Here is a 17,399-nt window from a genome sequence, read left to right on the forward strand (position 1 = left end):
GGTCGGCAGGTCCCGGCCTGCGCCGGGAGCGGGAGCTGAGCCGTTCGAGTGGTTATTGGGCCCTGGTGGGCGTGGCCCGGCCGCATGACGCGACCGGGGTGTGTATGGCGCTGCCCCGTATCAGGAGGCGGTGCCGTCCGCTCAGGAGGCGGGGCCGTCCGCGGCGCGTGCCGCGGCGGCACCGGTACGCCCGGTGGTGACAGGCGCCGCGCCGGCGGCCGCCGCCTGGGCCGCCAGCCGCAGGGCTTCGGCCTTGTTGCGGCGCGCGTTGCGCAGCGCGTCCCACGTCAGGCAGGTCAGGGCCAGCCACACCAGGGCGAAGCCCGCCCAGCGCTCCGCCGGCATGGCCTCGTGGAAGTAGAGGATGCCGAGCAGGAACTGGAAGACCGGGGCCAGGTACTGGAGCAGCCCCAGCGTCGAGAGCGGGACCCGTATCGCCGCGGCGCCGAAGCAGACCAGTGGAACGGCCGTCACCAGACCGGTCGCGGCGAGCAGCGCCGCGTGCCCGGCGCCGTGGACGCCGAAGGTCGCGGAGCCGTCCGCGCCCAGCCAGACGAGGAACGCCATGGCCGGCAGGAACTGGATGGCGGTCTCGGCGGCCAGCGACTCCAGTCCGCCGATGTTGACCTTCTTCTTCACGAGTCCGTACGTGGCGAAGGAGAAGGCGAGTGTCAGCGAGATCCATGGCGGCTGCCCGTAGCCGATGGCCAGGACCAGCACCGCGGCGAGGCCGATGCCGACGGCGGCCCACTGTGCGGGGCGGAGCCGTTCCTTCAGGAGCAGCACGCCCATGGCGATGGTGACCAGCGGGTTGATGAAGTAGCCGAGCGAGGCCTCGACGACATGGCCCGAGTTCACGGACCAGATGTAGAGGCCCCAGTTGACGGTGATCACCGAGGCGGCGACGGCGACCAGCCCCAGCTTGCGCGGCTGCCGGACCAGTTCGCGTATCCAGCCCCACCGCCGGAGGGCCAGGAGGACGATGCCCACGAGGGCCAGGGACCAGACCATCCGGTGGGCGAGGATCTCCATGGCGCCGGACGGCTTGAGCAGCGGCCAGAAGAGCGGGACCAGGCCCCACATCCCGTAGGCACCGATCCCGTACAGCAGTCCTGCCCGCTGTTCCTTCTCCGACTTCACTGACCCTCCCGCCGTGCGCGCGCGTCCCTCGAAGAAGGTACGCCCGGCAGGGGCGGGATGTCATGCCCGTATCGCCATACGGTCATGACGGATCTTGGTGGTGGACCGCCCGCTCAGGCGCCGGCCAGCGCCGCCGAGATCGTCTCGGCGAGCGGCGTGGTGGGCCGGCCGGCCAGCCGGGCAAGGTCGCCGGTGGTCCGCGCCAGCCGGCCGCGCGCGATGGCGGCGTCGACGTCGACGAGGATGCGGGCGAACTGCTCCGGCACCCCCGCTCCGGTGAGGATCGACAGATGGGTCTCTGCCGGGACCTCGTTGTAGGTGATCGTGCGGCCGGTCTGCCGCGACAGCTCGGCCGCGTACTCGGCCAGCGACCACGCCGTGTCACCGCTGAGTTCGTACGCCCGGCCCAGGTGCCCGTCGCCGGTGAGCACGGCCGCGGCGGCGGCCGCGTAGTCGGCGCGCGTGGCGGAGGCGATCCGGCCGTCACCGGCGCTGCCGACGACGGCGCCGTGCTCCAGGACGGGGGAGAGGGCGGCGGTGTAGTTCTCCGTGTACCAGCCGTTGCGCAGGAAGGTGTACGGGACACCCGAGTCGAGGATCAGCTGCTCGGTCGTCCGGTGCTCGGCGGCCAGGTCGAAGTCCGCCTCGGGCCCGCCCAGGACGCCGGTGTACGCCAGCTGGGCGACGCCGGCCGCCTTCGCCGCCTCGATCACCGCGGTGTGCTGCGGCACCCGGCGGCCCACCTCGCTGCCGGAGACGAGCAGGACGCGATCGCCGGGGCGGAAGGCGCCCTCGAGGGTGGCGGGCTCGTCATAGTCGGCGATGCGCAGCTCGACCCCGCGGTCGGCGAGGTCCGCGGCCTTCTCCTTGTCGCGGACGACGGCGGCGACCCGGTCGGCGGGGACGGTGGCGAGCAGCTCTTCGACGACGAGGCGGCCGAGGGCTCCGGTGGCGCCGGTCACGACGATGTTCATACGGGTTTCTCCGATTCACGGGGCTGGACGTGCTTCGGATCGACCCTAGGCAAGGCACTAACTATTCGTAAGTACCCACTTTGAAGTAAGGTACTGGTATGGCTGTAAGTGATGATCTGGTCCGCGTCCCCGACGTGAACCGCGAGATGTGCCCGTCCCGGCTGATCCTCGAGCACGTCACCAGCCGGTGGGGCGTCCTCGTGCTGGCCGCGCTGCTGGAGCGTTCGTACCGCTTCAGCGAACTGCGCAGGGAGATCGGCGGGGTCAGCGAGAAGATGCTCGCCCAGACCCTTCAGACACTGGAGCGCGACGGCTTCGTGCACCGTGACGCCAAGCCCGTCATCCCGCCCCGCGTGGACTACTCGCTCACCCCGCTCGGCAAGGAGGCCGCCGAACAGGTGTGGGGACTGGCCCGCTGGACCGAGCGGCGGGTGGCGGACGTGGAGGCGGCGCGCGTCTCGTACGACGACGAGAAGGCACGCGCCGCCGCCTCCCTGTGAGGCCCGCAGAGCGTCAGCCGACGACCGTCCAGGTGTCGTTGCCGGTGAGCAGGGCGGCCAGATCGCCCTTGCCGTGCTGTTCGACGGCGGTGTCGAGCTGCTCGGCCATGAGCGTGTCGTAGACCGGGCGCTGAACACTGCGGAGCACACCGATCGGGGTGTGGTGGAGCGTGTCCGCGTCGGCGAGCCGCGAGAGCGCGAACGCCGTGGTCGGGGACGCCGCGTGCGCGTCGTGGACCAGGATGTCCGCCTCGTTCTCCGCGGTGACGGCCACCACCTCGAGGTCGCCGGTGGACCGGTTGCGGACCACGCCCTTGCCGCCCTCGGCCCCGAAGCGGATCGGCTGCCCGTGCTCCAGCCGGATGACCGCCTCCTGCGCCTGCTCCTTGTCCTTGAGGGCCTCGAAGGCGCCGTCGTTGAAGATGTTGCAGTTCTGGTAGATCTCGATCAGCGCCGTGCCCTGGTGGTCTGCCGCCTGGCGCAGCACCTCGGTGAGGTGCTTGCGGTCGGAGTCGACGGTGCGGGCGACGAACGAGGCCTCCGCGCCGATCGCCAGCGATACCGGGTTGAACGGGGCGTCGAGGGAGCCCATCGGCGTGGACTTGGTGATCTTGCCCAGCTCCGACGTGGGGCTGTACTGGCCCTTGGTGAGGCCGTAGATCCGGTTGTTGAACAGCAAGATCTTCAGGTTGACGTTGCGGCGCAGGGCGTGGATGAGGTGGTTGCCGCCGATGGACAGCGCGTCGCCGTCGCCGGTGACCACCCAGACGGACAGATCACGGCGGGACGAGGCCAGGCCGGTGGCGATGGCGGGGGCGCGGCCATGGATGGAGTGCATCCCGTAGGTGTTCATGTAGTACGGGAAACGGGACGAGCAGCCGATGCCGGAGACGAAGACGATGTTCTCCTTCGCCAGCCCCAGTTCCGGCATGAAGCCCTGCACGGCCGCGAGGACGGCGTAGTCGCCGCAGCCGGGGCACCAGCGCACTTCCTGGTCGGACTTGAAGTCCTTCATGGTCTGCTTGGCCTCGGCCTTGGGCACCAGCGAGAGCGCCTCAGTCATTGATGGCCTCCTGGAGAACGTGGGCGAGCTGCTGCGCCTTGAACGGCATGCCGTTGACCTGGTTGAACGAGCGTGCGTCGACGAGGTACTTCGCCCGGACGAGGCCGGCGAGCTGGCCGAGGTTCATCTCGGGCACGACGACCTTGTCGTACTGCTTCAGCACCGCCCCGAGGTTCTTGGGGAACGGGTTGAGATGGCGCAGATGCGCCTGGGCGATCGGGGTGCCGGTGGCGCGCAGCCTGCGCACCGCCGCCGTGATCGGTCCGTAGGTGGAGCCCCAGCCCAGGACGAGGGTGCGCGCGCCGTCGGGGTCGTCGACGTCGAGGTCGGGGACCTCGATCCCGTCGATCTTGGCCTGGCGGGTGCGGACCATGAAGTCGTGGTTGGCCGGGTCGTACGAGATGTTGCCGGTGCCGTCCTGCTTCTCGATACCGCCGATACGGTGTTCCAGGCCCGGGGTGCCCGGCACGGCCCAGGGGCGGGCCAGGGTGTGCGGGTCGCGCTTGTAGGGCCAGAACACCTCGGTGCCGTCGGCCAGTTCGTGGTTCGGACCGGTCGCGAACTGCACCCGCAGATCGGGCAGCTCGTCGACGTCCGGGATGCGCCACGGCTCCGAGCCGTTGGCGAGATAGCCGTCGGAGAGCAGGAACACCGGCGTCCGGTACGTCAGCGCGATCCTGGCCGCGTCCAGCGCCGCGTCGAAGCAGTCCGCGGGCGTGCGCGGCGCGACGACCGGCACCGGCGCCTCACCGTTGCGCCCGTACATGGCCTGCAGCAGATCCGCCTGCTCCGTCTTGGTCGGCAGCCCCGTCGAGGGGCCACCGCGCTGGATGTCCACCACCAGCAGCGGCAGCTCGAGCGAGACCGCGAGCCCGATGGTCTCCGACTTGAGCGCCACACCGGGACCGGAGGTCGTCGTGACGGCGAGCGAGCCGCCGAACGCGGCGCCCAGCGCCGCCCCGATCCCGGCGATCTCGTCCTCCGCCTGGAAGGTCCGCACACCGAAGTTCTTGTGCTTCGACAGCTCGTGCAGGATGTCGGAAGCGGGGGTGATCGGATAGGAACCCAGGTAGAGCGGCAGATCCGCCTGCTTGCTCGCCGCGATCAGCCCGTACGACAGGGCCAGGTTCCCGGAGATGTTGCGGTACGTGCCCGTCGGGAACGCCGCGCTGGCCGGGGCCACCTCGTAGGAGACCGCGAAGTCCTCCGTGGTCTCGCCGAAGTTCCACCCGGCGCGGAACGCCGCGATGTTCGCCTCCGCGATGTTCGGCTTCTTCGCGAACTTCTGCCGCAGGAAGCTCTCCGTACCCTCCGTGGGCCGGTGGTACATCCAGCTCAGGAGCCCCAGCGCGAACATGTTCTTGCTGCGCTCGGCCTCCTTGCGGGACAGCCCGAAATCCTTCAGGGCCTCGATCGTCAGCGTCGTCAGCGGCACCGGATGGACGTTGTAGCCGTCGAGCGACCCGTCCTCGAGCGGCGAGGTCTCGTAGCCCACCTTCGCCATGGCCCGCTTCGCGAACTCGTCGGTGTTGACGATGATCTCGCTGCCGCGCGGCACATCGGCGATGTTCGCCTTCAGGGCAGCCGGGTTCATCGCCACCAGCACGTTCGGCGCGTCGCCAGGGGTGAGGATGTCGTGGTCGGCGAAGTGCAACTGGAAGCTGGAGACGCCCGGCAGGGTGCCGGCGGGCGCCCGGATCTCGGCGGGGAAGTTGGGAAGCGTGGAGAGGTCGTTGCCGAACGACGCCGTCTCCGAGGTGAACCTGTCACCTGTGAGCTGCATACCGTCGCCGGAGTCACCCGCGAAACGGATGATCACCCGGTCCAGACGGCGGATCTCCTTTTCGCCGGCGCGCCTGCGCTGCTCGCCGACGAGGGCCTCATCGGACCCGTTGACCTCATCGGCCTGCTCGGCCGGGCTACTGACCTTGCTGGTCACTGAACTGGACCTCCCTCGAGGCGGTTCCTCGGGCCCGACCGGCCCACCGGCCGTCCCACTGGCCACCCTACGACCGTAAGGGTCGCCTTCCCCGGACCGCTCGCATGTCGGACGCCCGGCGGTGACGCCGTGACGCCCCGGTTCGTCATGCTTTCCCTGCCCTTGGCCTTCCCGGAAGCCGCTCCCCCTCATTCTCCGGCCCCGGCCCTACCGCATGACTCGAGGACCGGCAGAGCGCCGGCGGTCAGGACCTGCCGGCGTCGGCCGGTGGGCCGGACCTCCCGGCGGAGCGGACGGTCACGAATTGAGGTACGTCAGCACCGCCAGTACGCGCCGGTGGTCGCCCTCGCTGGGGGAGAGGCCGAGCTTCTGAAAAATGTTGCTGACATGCTTCTCCACCGCTCCGTCACTCACGACGAGCTGCTTGGCGATCGCCGAGTTCGTACGGCCCTCGGCCATCAGGCCCAGCACCTCACGCTCGCGCGGGGTGAGGCCGGCGAGCACGTCCTGCTTACGGCTGCGGCCCAGCAACTGCGCCACGACCTCCGGGTCCAGGGCGGTACCGCCCCGCGCGACCCGCACGACGGCGTCCACGAACTCCCGCACTTCCGCTACCCGGTCCTTGAGCAGATAGCCCACCCCCCGGCTGCTCCCGGCCAGCAGTTCCGTGGCGTACTGCTCCTCCACGTACTGGGACAGGACCAGGACCCCGACCCCGGGATGGTCCCGGCGCAGCTGCACCGCCGCCCTCACGCCCTCGTCGGTGTGCGTCGGCGGCATACGGACGTCCGCGACCACCACGTCCGGCAGCGCGCTCTGCGCGGCCAGCTCGTCGATCGTCTTGATCAGGGCCTCCGCGTCGCCCACCCCGGCGACCACGTCGTGTCCCCGGTCGGTCAGCAGCCGGGTCAGGCCCTCCCGAAGCAGTACGGAATCCTCGGCGATGACCACCCGCACGCTGTCCTCCACAGTCCCGTGTCCCCCTGTTGATGTGTTTCCCGCCCAGCCGTCCCAGCATCCCAGGATCGGAGCGCCCTTGGGCCCGCCTCGGGTTTTTCCCGGTCACCGCACCGGGGGACGCAGAAGTGGGGCACAGGGTTGCGGCGACGGGGGCGCCGCGGCGGGGGCGGGGAGTGGGAGAGGCGGGGACTGGGAGGGAACCGCGCCGCCGGATCACCGGCCGGGCGGTGGGGGATCGGCCGCGTGCTCGGGGGGTCGGCCGAGCGCCTGGCGTTCGACCGGGCGCCCGGGGTCGGCTGCTCCCGGGATCAGCCGCGCCAGGGGAGTTCCGCGGTCACCGTGGTCGGGCCGCCCGCCGGCGAGTCGACCGCCAGGACGCCGTCCACGGCGCCGAGCCGTTCCGAGAGCCCGGCGAGACCGCTGCCGGCCGACAGGCCGGCGCCGCCCCTGCCGTCGTCCCTGACCTGGAGCATCAGCCGGTCCTCGGAACGCCACACGTCGACGGAGGCGCGGGTGGCCCGCGCGTGCTTGCTCACGTTCTGCAGCAGCTCGGAGACGGTGAAGTAGGCGATGCCCTCTATCGCGGGCGCCGGCCGCGAGTCCAGGTCCACCTCCACCGCCACGGGGACCGTGCAGCGCGAGGCGATGGCGGAGAGCGCGGCGTCCAGACCGCGGTCCGTCAGCACCGCCGGGTGGATCCCGCGGGCGAGGTCCCGCAGTTCCTGCAGCGCCACCTTCACCTCGCCGTGCGCCTCGTCGACCATCCGGGCCGCCGCCTCCGGGTCCTCGGCAAGCTTCTCCTTCGCGAGGCCGAGGTCCATCGCGAGCGCCACGAGCCGGGCCTGCGCGCCGTCGTGAAGGTCGCGTTCGATACGGCGGAGGTCCGCCGCCGCTGTGTCCACCACCACGCCTCGGTCCGACTCCAGCTCCACGACACGGGTCGCGAGCCGCGACGGCCCGAGCAGCCCGGCCACCATCAGCCGGTCGACGCTCGTCAGACCCCGCATGATCCACGGCGTCATGAGCGTGAACAGCAGACCGACGACGCTGGTGGCGGCGATCTCGAGGGGCGTGTCGAGGTAGAAGTTGTGCGTCCCGTCCCCGTACAGCTGAAGGCCGTCGACCCCGCCCCACATCGGGAAGGCCCACTGCCACAGCGGGTAGAGCAGCAGCGACCAGCCGGTCACCCACAGGGTCACGGACACGCAGAAGCCGAAGACCGCCCACGGGAAGTGGAGGAACGCGTAGAGCAGGTGCCGCCAGGACACCCCGCTCTTGAGGATGCCGCCGATCCACGCGGCCACACCGTTCTTGCGTCCCCGCGCGCTGCTGAGCAGCGGCTCGGGCGCCGCCACGTCCAGACCGAGCAGGGCGCGTGCGCGGGCGCGTTCCAGCGCTCCGTAACCGCGGAGGGCGGCGAGGGAGGCGGCGAACACGGGGACGCCGAGGAACGTGACGAGGAGCCCGGCGCCGAGCGACGTCATGGTCACCGCGAACACGAAGACCGCGGTCGCGAGCGGAAGGTTCAGCACGAGGTAACCGAACTCGCGCCAGGCACGGCCCTCGAAGGGCGCGCGCAAAACGGGAGGGAGGAAATGGTCCCGGCGCGCCGGAGAGCCGTATCCGTGGTCCGTGGCCATCGAAGTCGTCCGATCTGCGAAGCGGGCTGTCATACCCGTAAGCGTGCTGTGGCGGCCGGTTCCGCACCATGAGGGCGGTATCCGTCTTGGGCGGGGGTTTTCCCCACCACCCGGCGAGCGCCGGTCCTCGCCGACGGCGGTGGTGGTGGGGCGGCGCGAAGCCGCGGACGGGCCGTCGCAGCCGCCGGCCGGCGGCTGCGACGGCCCTCGGGGGCGCGCTCAGGGGGCATCGGCGGATCAGCGGAACGGCGGATCGTGGCCGGTGGGTCGAGGCCGTGGGCGGCGGGGCGGCGAAGGGTCCCGGCCGGGGCGGGGCCCTTTCGGCCGGTGTGGGCCGGTGGGGTCTTTCGGCCGGTGGGGGCCGGTGGGGCCGGGCCGGGGCCGACGGCTCCGGGTGCCCGCTCACGGCCCCTCGCGTCCGCACGCGGCCCGGAGCGGGCGGAGTACGGGGACACGTCGTGTCGCCGTGAAGCGTCAGTGGGTGCGCGCAGCGCGTGCCTCGCTCGCCTCCCGGACGCGCCACGGCAGCTCCGCCGTGACCGTCGTCGGACCGCCCGGCGGTGAGTCCAGGACGAAGAGGCCGTCCACGGCGCCCAGCCGTTCGGCGAGACCGGCCATGCCGGTACCGCCGTCGAGCCGGGCCCCGCCCTTGCCGTCGTCCATGACCTGGAGCAACAGGCGGTCGCCGGACCGCCACACGTCCACGGAGGCGCGGGTGGCCCGCGCGTGCTTGCTCACGTTCTGCAGCAGCTCGGAGACGGTGAAGTAGGCGATGCCCTCGATCGCGGCCGCCGGCCGCTCGTCGAGGTTCACGGTGACCGTCACCGGTGCGGTGCACCGGGAAGCGACCGAGGAGAGCGCCGCGTCCAGGCCGCGGTCGGTCAGTACGGCCGGGTGGATGCCGCGGGCCAGGTCGCGCAGTTCCTGCAGTGCGAGCTTCACCTCGCCGTGTGCCTCGTCCACCATCGCGGCCGCGGCGTCCGGGTCCTCGAGGAGCTTCTCCTTGGCGAGGCCGAGCCCCATCGCGAGCGCGACCAGCCGGGCCTGCGCGCCGTCGTGGAGGTCCCTCTCGATGCGGCGCAGGTCCGCAGCGGCCGTGTCCACGACGACCCCGCGGTCCGACTCCAACTCGGCGATGCGCCGTTCCAGTTCGTCGGACGGCGACAGCAGCCCTCGCACCATCGCGCGGTCCGCGTTGGACAGTCCGCGCGCGATGAAGGGGAGCACGGGCCACAGGACGAAGAGGCCCACCACCATGACGGTGAAGGTGAGGACTCCCCACGGCAGCCGGATGAACGAGTACAGCACCGACCGCCAGGCCACCGGGTCCTTCAGGCGGGACCACACCGACGCGATCACGCCCTCACCGTGCGCCGGACCGGGCAGCGGGCTGGGCTCGTCGATCCGTACGCCGAGCAGCGCGCGGGCCCGCGCCCGTTCCGCCTTGCCGATGCCACGGGCCCCCATCAGGCAGAGGGCCAGCAGAGGCAGGCCGATCACCGTCACGGAGAGCCCGGCGCCGACGCTGGTCGTGACCGTCACATAGACGAACCCGAGCAGCGCGATCGGCAGGTTGGCCAGCAGATGCGCGATCTCCTTCCACGTGTGGCGGTCGAAGACGAAGCGCGCGGGTGGCGGCCGGTCGTTGTCGGGGGCGGTGATGCTCGCGGTCATGAGGGCAAGCCTGCCGGGCCGGACCGCCGTACGCCATGGGGTACATGGGTGGGGCGAAGTAGGGATAACCCCACCGGCGGCCGACCGATGCGTGACACGACTGCTTACGCTCTCTTTAGCAGGGCCTAGACTCCCGTGCGTACAGATCGTGCGTAGAGATCGGCGGAGCGGCGACAAGCACAGTCGTAGCGACAAAACGAAGCGCGACGAAGCGTGACGTGGCGCGACGTAGCGCGACGTGGCAACGAAGCGCGACGTGACGGCGAAGCAACGTAGCGACGACGACCACAACGCACCGACAAGGTCGACTGGGTCAGGGAGCGAGGGGACGGACGTGCCGGAACCGACCGGAGTCGTGCTCGCGACGGAGTACTTCCGGAGCTACTCCGTCGTGGGGCTGATCGCGCTGATCGGCGTGCTGTTCGTCGCTGTCGCCTTCACCGCGGGCCGGCTTCTGCGCCCCGTCGTCCCGACGCCGGAGAAGCTGCTGACCTACGAGTGCGGTGTCGACCCGGTGGGCGAGGGCTGGGCACACACCCAGGTCCGCTACTACGTCTACGCCTTCCTGTACGTGATCTTCGCGGTCGACTCGATCTTCCTCTTCCCGTGGGCGACGGTGTTCGCCGCCGACGGATACGGCGCGACGACCCTCGTGGAGATGTTCATCTTCCTCGGCTTCCTGGCCGTGGGACTGCTCTACGCATGGAAGAAGGGGGTCCTGACATGGACGTGACCCCGACCTCGAACCAGACCTCGAACCAGACCTCGAACCAGGCTTCGAGCCCGGCCTCGGCCCCGACCCCGGCCCCGGAGCTCCTGCCGGAGCCCCGGCGACTGGGCGCCCTCGCGCGCCTGGCCCCGGAGCCGATGAAGGTGATCCTCAACTGGGGGCGCCGCTACAGCCTGTGGGTCTTCAACTTCGGACTCGCCTGCTGCGCCATCGAGTTCATCGCCGCGTCGATGGCCCGGCACGACTTCATCCGGCTCGGCGTGATTCCTTTCGCGCCGGGCCCGCGCCAGGCGGACCTGATGATCGTCTCCGGCACGGTGACGGACAAGATGGCCCCCGCGGTGAAGCGCCTGTACGAGCAGATGCCCGAGCCGAAGTACGTCATCTCCTTCGGCGCCTGCTCGAACTGCGGCGGCCCCTACTGGGACTCGTACTCCGTCACCAAGGGCGTCGACCAGATCATCCCCGTCGACGTCTACGTGCCCGGCTGCCCGCCGCGCCCCGAGGCGCTGCTCCAGGGCATCCTCAAGCTCCAGGAGAAGATCGCCCGCGAGTCGCTCGGCGAACGCTACGGACACGGCGGAGAGCAGACCGGCCCTGCCCGGCCCTCCACGACGGCCCTGCGGAGCGGCCTGATCACTCCACCGCCGGCAGGATCCGAGGCCGAGGCAGGAACCGACTCGAGGGACGGGTCCGGAGCCGCATCCGGGCCGAAGGGGGAGCGGTGAACCTGTACGACAGCCTCCCCGACGCCGTCACCGAGATCTTCGGCGAGGAGGCGACAGCCGAGCGGACCTACGAACTGCTCACCGTCGACGTCCCCGTCGGTTCCTGGATCGCTGCTCTGGAGATCGCCCGCGACAAGCTGGGCTGCACCTATTTCGACTGGCTCAGCGCCGTCGACGAGCCGGGGACCGGATTCCGGATCTGCGCGCACGTCGTCTCGCTGGAGGGCCGCGCGGTCCGCCGGCTGCTCGTGCGCACGACCGTTCCGCACGGCGCCCCGTCGCTGCCGTCGGCCGTCGATGTCTACGCGGGCGCGAGCTGGCACGAGCGCGAGACGCACGAGATGTTCGGCGTCGACTTCACCGGCCATCCGCATCAGGTGCCCCTGCTGCTGCCGGACGGCTTCGAGGGACATCCGCTGCGCAAGGACTTCGTGCTCGCCGCCCGGGTCGCCAAGGCCTGGCCCGGAGCCAAGGAGCCGGGCGAGTCCGAGCACGGCGGGCCGAAGCGCCGCCAGATGCTGCCGCCCGGCGTCCCGGACCCGAACGAGTGGGGCCCCCTCAAGGGCCAGCTCCCGCCCGCTCCCGCACGGCCCGCCCGCACACCCCGCGCCGGCGCGGGCGCGGCGGGCGCAGCCGCGGGCGCCGGCGAGCGTCCGCCGCGTCGCACCCGTACCGCCGGGGAGGGCTCCGCCTCGCAGGCCGAGACGCCCGCGGCGGCACCGCGCCGGTCCCGGAGCGCGAGCGAGGGCTCGGCTTCGCAGGGCGAGACACCTGCGGCGGCACCGCGCCGGTCCCGGAGCGCGAGCGAGGGCTCGGCTTCGCAGGCCGAGATGCCTGCGGCCGCACCGCGCCGCACCCGAAGCGCGAGCGAAGGCTCGGCCTCCCAGGCCGGTACCGGGACCACGCCGCCGGCCGGACGGACGGGCGCACCCGAGCCGTCCACGGCACCGGAGGCGCCGGCCGCACCGGCAGCACCGGAGAAGGCCCGGCCCACCGGTCCGGCGGAGGCCACCAAGCCGCCGCGCTCCCGAAGCTCCGACGCACCGTGGCACCATGCCCGCCCGGCCTTCGAGGACGCGGAGACCGGCACCGAGCAGCCCGCCCGCAAGCCCAGCACCCCCGAGCCCGGTACCGGGACGGAGCCGGGAGCTGGGACCGAGCCCGGGACCGACACGGAGCCCGGACCAGGACCTACGGCGGGAGCCGAGCCGGAAGCCGGAGCCGAACGCGAAGCGGGACCCGAATCCAGGACCGAGCACGTGGCGGGACCCGGACCCGGAGCCGAATCTGACTCCGAACCGGACAACGCCACACCCCCAGCTCCACCGACACCCCCAGCCACATCCGCGCCCGAATCCGCTGACGGACCGGACGAGGACGAGGCGAACCGACCTGCCGGAGGCGACCCCGCGTGAACGACGCACTTGACGTCGCCTTCCGGCTCATCGTCGTCTTCGCCGTGTTCCTCGTCCTCCCCCTCGTCATCGGGCAGACCGAGCACAAGGTGATGGCCCACATGCAGGGCCGTCTCGGTCCCATGTACGCCGGTGGCTTCCACGGCTGGGCCCAGCTCGTCGCCGACGGTGTGAAGTTCGCGCAGAAGGAGGACGTGGTGCCGGCGGAGGCCGACCGCCGCGTCTTCCAGCTCGCTCCCGCCGTGGCGCTCCTTCCGTATCTCCTCGTCCTCGTCGCGATCCCGATCGGCCCGAGCGAGGGCGCGGTCGGCCAGGTCGTGGACGCCGGCATCTTCTTCGTGCTCGCCGTCATGGGCGTCGGCGTGCTCGGCTCGCTGATGGCCGGCTGGGCCTCGGCCAACAAGTTCTCCCTGCTCGGCGGCCTGCGCACCGCCGCCCAACTGCTGGCGTACGAGCTGCCGATGCTGTTGACCGCCGCCTCCGTCGCCATGGCGGCCGGGACGGTGTCGCTGCCCGGCATCCTCAACGCCTTCGAGTGGTGGTGGCTGCCCTGGCAGATCGTGGGCGCCATCGTCTTCTTCGTCGCCGGTCTCGCCGAGCTTCAGCGGCCGCCCTTCGACATGCCCGTCGCCGACTCCGAGATCATCTTCGGCGCGTACACCGAGTACACCGGTCTCCGTTTCGCTCTGTTCCTCCTCGCCGAGTACGCGGGCATCGTCGTGCTGTGCGGACTCACCACCGTCCTCTTCCTGGGCGGCTGGCACGGTCCGTTCGGTGCAGACGGTCTCGGCTGGGTGTGGACCCTGCTCAAGACCGCCGTGCTCGCGTTCATCGTCATCTGGCTGCGGGTGACGTATCCCCGTATGCGTGAGGACCAGTTGCAGAAGCTCGCATGGACGGTCCTCATCCCGCTCGCTCTCGCCCAGATCGCCCTCACCGGCATCGTCAAGGTGGTGATCTAGTCGTGTCTCCGATCCCTGGATCCGGCCTCGCCAAGGGCCTGGCCGTCACGCTGCGGACGATGACGAAGAAGACCGTCACCGCTCAGTACCCCGACGTCCAGCCCGAACTCCCGCCCCGCTCGCGGGGCGTCATCGGCCTGTTCGAGGAGAACTGCACGGTCTGCATGCTCTGCGCCCGTGAGTGCCCCGACTGGTGCATCTACATCGACTCCCACAAGGAGACCGTGCCGACGGCGGTACCGGGTGGCCGCGAACGCAGCCGCAACGTCCTCGACCGGTTCGCCATCGACTTCTCCCTGTGCATGTACTGCGGTATCTGCATCGAGGTCTGTCCTTTCGACGCGCTGTTCTGGTCGCCCGAGTTCGAGTACGCGGAGACGGACATCCGTGAACTCACCCACGAGCGCGACAAGCTCCGCGAGTGGATGTGGACGGTGCCCGCACCGCCGGCACTCGACCCGGGCGCCGAGGAACCGAAGGAGATCGGCGCCGCCCGCAAGACGGCGGAGAAGCTCGCCGCCGCGGAGGCGGACGCGAGCGCCTCGCCGGACGCGGGCACCCCGCCGGACGCGGGCGGCGTTCCGCCGGCCGCCGCTGAACGCCCTGCTGACGAAAACGGCCCGGCATCGGGCCAGGGAGGTCCGGCATGACGTTCGCCGCAGCCGCGACGCACGGTTTCCTGTCCCCTGCCGGTGTCGAGATCGCCTTCCTGCTCGTGGGCGTGGTCACGCTCGGCGCGGCCGTCATAACCGTCACGACCCGGCAACTGGTGCATGCCGCCCTCTGGCTGGTCGTGGCGCTCGGCGGCCTCGCCGTCGAGTACCTCCTGCTCACCGCGGAGTTCATCGCCTGGGTGCAGGTCCTGATCTATGTCGGTTCCGTGGTCGTCCTCCTGCTCTTCGGTCTGATGCTCACCAAGGCGCCCATCGGCCGTTCACCGGACGCCGACTCGGGCAACCGGTGGGTCGCCCTGGCCGTGGCCGCCGTCGCCGCCGCGTCCCTCGTGTGGGTCGTCGTCGATGCCTTCCGCACCACCTGGATCGACCTCGACGGACCGGCCCAGGGCTCCACGAAGGTGTCCGGCGAGATCCTCTTCCGGCACTGGGTGCTGCCGTTCGAGGCGCTCTCCGTACTGCTGCTCGCCGCCCTCATCGGTGCGATCGTCCTGTCCCGCAAGGACGATGAGGAGCCCGGCCAGGTCCCGGCGTCCCGGACAGCCCCGACCGGCCGCGGAGGCAAGGACGGTCCGTCGGGCCGTGCGGACCGATCGGCCCGAGAGGGGAACAGCTGATGCACCTCGCCTATCCAGCCGTGCTCGCGGTGCTCCTCTTCAGCATCGGGCTGTACGGGGTGCTCGCCCGGCGCAACGCCATCCTCGTCCTGATGTCCGTCGAGCTGATGCTCAACGCCGTCAACCTCAACCTCGTCGCCTTCGACGTCTGGCTCCGCGACACCCTGCACGCCGGCCAGGCCCTCACCCTCTTCATCATCGCCATCGCCGCCGCCGAGATCGGCATCGGACTGGCGATCGTGCTGATGGTCTACCGCAACCGCGGCAGCTCCGACGTCGACCGCCTGCGCGACACCGCGGAGACGGCGCACGGACCCGACACGCCCGGCCCGCACGGCGGGACGTCCACCGACCGCGAGGAGAAGGCCGAGGCCACCGCGTGACCACCACGACCCTCGCCGTCCTCGTCCCCCTCCTTCCGTTCTTGGGCGCCGCGGCCGGACTGCTCCTCGGCCGTACCGCGCCCGGCTTCGTCCGTCCGCTCGCCGTCCTGCCGACGCTCGCCGCCGCCGTGCTGGCCGTCGTCGTCGCCGTGCGCCAGGACGGCGGCAAGGCGATCGACGCGTCCACGCAGCTCACTCCGACCGGCTCGGTCCCGATCGACCTCGCACTTCACATCGACGGCTTCGCGGCGCTCACCGCGATCCTCGTCGGGGTCGTCGCCTCGTGCGTGCAGATCTATTCGACGGGCTACCTCCGCGACGACCCGCGCTATCCCTCGTACGCCGCCCTCGTCTCGCTGTTCACCTCCGCCATGCTGCTCGTCGTCTACTCCGGCGACCTGATGGTGCTGCTGGTCGGCTGGGAGATCATGGGCATCTGCTCGTACTTCCTCGTCGGCCACTACTGGGAGACTCCCGAGGCGCGCGCCGCCTCCCTCAAGGCCTTCCTGGTCACCAAGCTCGGCGATGTCCCCTTCCTGATCGGCCTGTTCGCCCTCGCGGCTGACGCGGGCACCTTCCGGATCACCGGGATCCTGGGAGCCGTCGCCGCCGGCGCCATCGAGCACCCCACGCTCATCGCGCTGCTTCTCCTCGCCGGTGTGGCCGGCAAGTCGGCGCAGTTCCCGCTGCACACCTGGCTCCCTGACGCGATGGCGGGCCCCACGCCCGTCTCCGCGCTGATCCACGCCGCGACGATGGTCGCCGCCGGTATCTACTTCGTGGCCCGGCTCCTTCCTCTCTTCGCGGCCTCCGCCGCGGCCATGACCGTGCTCGCCGTGATGGCGGCCGTGACGATGGTCGGCTCGGCGCTCGCCGCCCTCGCACAGGACGACATCAAACGCGTCCTCGCCTACTCGACCATCGGTCAACTCGGCTACATGTCCGGCGCCCTGGCGGTCGGGGACCGTGGCGCCGCCGTCTTCCACCTCCTGTCCCACGGTGCGTTCAAGGCGCTGCTCTTCCTCGCCGCCGGCGTGATCATCCATGCCGCCGGCACCAACTCGCTCGCCGCCATGTCCCGGATGAGCGGCCTCTCGAAGCGCGTCCCGGACGCCTACTGGACGATGACCGTCGCTCTGCTCGCTCTCGCCGCGATCCCTCCCTTCGCAGGCTTCTTCTCCAAGGAAGCCGTCCTCGTGGCCGCCGAGCACACCGCACTCGGCGACTCGGAGACGGCGCCCGTCACCGCCGGCTGGTTCGTGCTCGTCGCCGCGCTGCTGACCGCGGTCCTGACCGCCGCCTACGCGATCCGGCTGTGGCTGCTGACCTTCCGCGGCCGCGGCGCGGAAGCCCCCGACCACGGTCGGCAGCCGCTGTCCATGACCACCGTGCTGTGGGTCCTCGCCGTCCCCTCGCTCGCCTTCGGGCTGACCGCCGGACGGCTGCCCCGCTGGTTCGACGACCACGCGCTCACCCCGACACTCACCACCGCCGTCCTCGGCACGGGCGTGGCCCTCGTCGGCGGCCTGGTCACCTATGGAGCCTGGCGGCACTCCACCGCGCTTGCCGCCCGCCTTCCCCTCGGCGCCGTCGCCGCCCACCCGGACGCCGAACCTGCCGTCTCGGAGGCCGAGGCCATCGCCACCCACACCCCGGCCTACGGCGACATCGCCGCGGCTCACGACCCGGCCGACCCCGCACGGCTGCTGCTCGGCCCGCTCCACCGCCACGCCGCCGCCGGTTTCCACGTCGACGCGCTCTACACCGTGCTGTTCGTCCGCCCCGTGCGTGCCGCGGCCCAACTGGTCCGGTTCCTGGACCGGGAGGTCGTCGACACCTACGTACGCGGCTCCGGCACCGGCACCCGCTGGCTCGGCACGGCCGTCCGGCGTGCCCAGACCGGAAACGTCCAGACCTACCTGAGCGCGCTGCTCGCCGGCTCCGTCGTCCTGGCGATCGCCGCCGTCGTCCTTTCCAACGTCAACGCCGGATCGTGAGCC

The 17,399-nt window shown here is 71.3% G+C and carries 16 protein-coding genes; 9 read left to right on the forward strand and 7 right to left on the reverse strand.

The window, feature by feature from the left end:
• Window positions 1-141: 141 nt before the first annotated feature.
• Entirely contained in the window at window positions 142-1,140 is a 999-nt protein-coding gene (gene rarD / locus AB0K36_RS00585; protein WP_364586354.1) for an EamA family transporter RarD, read from the reverse strand.
• A 113-nt stretch (window positions 1,141-1,253) separates the two neighbouring features.
• Window positions 1,254-2,114 carry an SDR family oxidoreductase gene (locus AB0K36_RS00590; RefSeq protein ID WP_364586357.1) on the reverse strand — a complete coding sequence of 287 codons (861 nt, stop codon included), beginning with the start codon at window positions 2,112-2,114 and terminating at the stop codon, window positions 1,254-1,256.
• Between the two features lie 98 nt (window positions 2,115-2,212).
• Here AB0K36_RS00590 and AB0K36_RS00595 point away from each other — a divergent pair, with 98 nt between their 5' ends.
• Window positions 2,213-2,614, forward strand: a complete 402-nt coding sequence (locus tag AB0K36_RS00595) for a winged helix-turn-helix transcriptional regulator (protein WP_189467001.1) — start codon at window positions 2,213-2,215, stop codon at window positions 2,612-2,614.
• A 13-nt stretch (window positions 2,615-2,627) separates the two neighbouring features.
• Here the strand turns inward: AB0K36_RS00595 and AB0K36_RS00600 are convergent, their stop codons facing one another.
• The 5 genes from AB0K36_RS00600 to AB0K36_RS00620 all read right to left on the reverse strand — a co-directional run bounded on the left by AB0K36_RS00600 (window position 2,628) and on the right by AB0K36_RS00620 (window position 9,890).
• Complete coding sequence (locus AB0K36_RS00600; RefSeq protein WP_364586360.1) at window positions 2,628-3,677, reverse strand: 2-oxoacid:ferredoxin oxidoreductase subunit beta; 1,050 nt, start codon at window positions 3,675-3,677, stop codon at window positions 2,628-2,630.
• On the reverse strand, window positions 3,670-5,616 hold the full coding sequence (locus AB0K36_RS00605) for a 2-oxoacid:acceptor oxidoreductase subunit alpha (RefSeq protein WP_364586363.1): 1,947 nt from the start codon (window positions 5,614-5,616) through the stop codon (window positions 3,670-3,672). Before AB0K36_RS00605 ends, AB0K36_RS00600 begins: the two co-directional genes overlap by 8 nt.
• Window positions 5,617-5,913: 297 nt before the next feature.
• Window positions 5,914-6,573: a response regulator transcription factor gene (locus AB0K36_RS00610; RefSeq protein ID WP_307710451.1), complete on the reverse strand. Its 660-nt coding sequence runs from the start codon at window positions 6,571-6,573 to the stop codon at window positions 5,914-5,916.
• Window positions 6,574-6,884: 311 nt separating this feature from the next.
• Window positions 6,885-8,216: a sensor histidine kinase gene (locus tag AB0K36_RS00615; RefSeq protein ID WP_364586366.1), complete on the reverse strand. Its 1,332-nt coding sequence runs from the start codon at window positions 8,214-8,216 to the stop codon at window positions 6,885-6,887.
• Window positions 8,217-8,690: 474 nt separating this feature from the next.
• Window positions 8,691-9,890, reverse strand: a complete 1,200-nt coding sequence (locus tag AB0K36_RS00620) for a sensor histidine kinase (protein WP_364586369.1) — start codon at window positions 9,888-9,890, stop codon at window positions 8,691-8,693.
• 334 nt (window positions 9,891-10,224) lie between these two features.
• Between AB0K36_RS00620 and AB0K36_RS00625 the strand changes: the two genes are divergently transcribed.
• The 8 genes from AB0K36_RS00625 to AB0K36_RS00660 are packed head-to-tail and all read left to right on the forward strand — an operon-like array spanning window position 10,225 to window position 17,396.
• On the forward strand, window positions 10,225-10,623 hold the full coding sequence (locus AB0K36_RS00625; protein ID WP_189466990.1) for an NADH-quinone oxidoreductase subunit A: 399 nt from the start codon (window positions 10,225-10,227) through the stop codon (window positions 10,621-10,623).
• Window positions 10,614-11,348, forward strand: a complete 735-nt coding sequence (locus AB0K36_RS00630; RefSeq protein ID WP_364586372.1) for an NADH-quinone oxidoreductase subunit B — start codon at window positions 10,614-10,616, stop codon at window positions 11,346-11,348. The genes AB0K36_RS00625 and AB0K36_RS00630 overlap by 10 nt, the downstream gene beginning before the upstream one ends.
• Window positions 11,345-12,763 (forward strand): NADH-quinone oxidoreductase subunit C, encoded by a 1,419-nt coding sequence (locus tag AB0K36_RS00635; RefSeq protein WP_364586375.1) that lies wholly within the window; start codon window positions 11,345-11,347, stop codon window positions 12,761-12,763. Before AB0K36_RS00630 ends, AB0K36_RS00635 begins: the two co-directional genes overlap by 4 nt.
• Window positions 12,760-13,725 carry a complex I subunit 1/NuoH family protein gene (locus tag AB0K36_RS00640; protein ID WP_364586378.1) on the forward strand — a complete coding sequence of 322 codons (966 nt, stop codon included), beginning with the start codon at window positions 12,760-12,762 and terminating at the stop codon, window positions 13,723-13,725. The genes AB0K36_RS00635 and AB0K36_RS00640 overlap by 4 nt, the downstream gene beginning before the upstream one ends.
• A 2-nt stretch (window positions 13,726-13,727) precedes the next feature.
• Entirely contained in the window at window positions 13,728-14,375 is a 648-nt protein-coding gene (locus AB0K36_RS00645; protein WP_364586381.1) for a NuoI/complex I 23 kDa subunit family protein, read from the forward strand.
• Window positions 14,372-15,016: an NADH-quinone oxidoreductase subunit J family protein gene (locus AB0K36_RS00650; RefSeq protein WP_364586384.1), complete on the forward strand. Its 645-nt coding sequence runs from the start codon at window positions 14,372-14,374 to the stop codon at window positions 15,014-15,016. The genes AB0K36_RS00645 and AB0K36_RS00650 overlap by 4 nt, the downstream gene beginning before the upstream one ends.
• Window positions 15,016-15,399, forward strand: a complete 384-nt coding sequence (gene nuoK, locus AB0K36_RS00655) for an NADH-quinone oxidoreductase subunit NuoK (protein ID WP_364586387.1) — start codon at window positions 15,016-15,018, stop codon at window positions 15,397-15,399. The genes AB0K36_RS00650 and nuoK overlap by 1 nt, the downstream gene beginning before the upstream one ends.
• The gene (locus AB0K36_RS00660; protein WP_364586390.1) at window positions 15,396-17,396 is read left to right on the forward strand and encodes an NADH-quinone oxidoreductase subunit 5 family protein; all 2,001 of its coding nucleotides are present in this window, start codon (window positions 15,396-15,398) and stop codon (window positions 17,394-17,396) included. The genes nuoK and AB0K36_RS00660 overlap by 4 nt, the downstream gene beginning before the upstream one ends.
• Window positions 17,397-17,399 lie beyond the last annotated feature (3 nt).

The sequence above is a fragment of the Streptomyces kurssanovii genome, from assembly GCF_040677245.1.
Classification (GTDB): domain Bacteria; phylum Actinomycetota; class Actinomycetes; order Streptomycetales; family Streptomycetaceae; genus Streptomyces; species Streptomyces kurssanovii.

What these genes read in the sequence shown, in the direction of transcription:
- AB0K36_RS00590 (WP_364586357.1), bottom strand. Translation starts at nt 2,114, where the DNA reads ATGAACATCGTCGTGACCGGCGCCACCGGAGCCCTCGGCCGCCTCGTC.
- AB0K36_RS00595 (WP_189467001.1), top strand. Translation starts at nt 2,213, where the DNA reads ATGGCTGTAAGTGATGATCTGGTCCGCGTCCCCGACGTGAACCGCGAG.
- AB0K36_RS00600 (WP_364586360.1), bottom strand. Translation starts at nt 3,677, where the DNA reads ATGACTGAGGCGCTCTCGCTGGTGCCCAAGGCCGAGGCCAAGCAGACC.
- AB0K36_RS00615 (WP_364586366.1), bottom strand. Translation starts at nt 8,216, where the DNA reads ATGGCCACGGACCACGGATACGGCTCTCCGGCGCGCCGGGACCATTTC.
- AB0K36_RS00620 (WP_364586369.1), bottom strand. Translation starts at nt 9,890, where the DNA reads ATGACCGCGAGCATCACCGCCCCCGACAACGACCGGCCGCCACCCGCG.
- AB0K36_RS00630 (WP_364586372.1), top strand. Translation starts at nt 10,614, where the DNA reads ATGGACGTGACCCCGACCTCGAACCAGACCTCGAACCAGACCTCGAAC.
- AB0K36_RS00650 (WP_364586384.1), top strand. Translation starts at nt 14,372, where the DNA reads ATGACGTTCGCCGCAGCCGCGACGCACGGTTTCCTGTCCCCTGCCGGT.
- nuoK (WP_364586387.1), top strand. Translation starts at nt 15,016, where the DNA reads ATGCACCTCGCCTATCCAGCCGTGCTCGCGGTGCTCCTCTTCAGCATC.